General features: G+C 62.5%; 1 protein-coding gene. It reads right to left on the reverse strand.

The annotated features are described in order from the left end of the window. Nucleotides 1-256, reverse strand: a 256-nt coding sequence (locus tag WDW90_RS40075) for a hemerythrin domain-containing protein (RefSeq protein WP_336493114.1), incomplete at both ends; no start/stop codon positions are given.

Below are 256 nucleotides of genomic sequence, written 5' to 3' on the forward strand. Positions count from 1 at the left end.
GATCTTCTCGACGATGGCCTGTGCCTCCTCGTCACTCAGCGCCTTCAGGACTGCCGGGAGCAGCTCCTTGCGCTCATCCCGCACGCTCTGCTGGAAGACTTTCCGCAGCTCGGCGACCTTCGGGCCAAACTCCTCGCTGCCCTTGGGCGTCTGCTCAAGCTCAGCCAGCAGCTTGCGGGTTTGTTTGTTGTCGTTCAGGGCGGCGCTGACGAGGTCCTTGGTTTCCTTGTGCTTGCGCAGAACCGGGAACAGGTGC

The organism is Methylobacterium nigriterrae, assembly GCF_037106235.1.
Taxonomy (GTDB): Bacteria; Pseudomonadota; Alphaproteobacteria; order Rhizobiales; family Beijerinckiaceae; genus Methylobacterium; species Methylobacterium nigriterrae.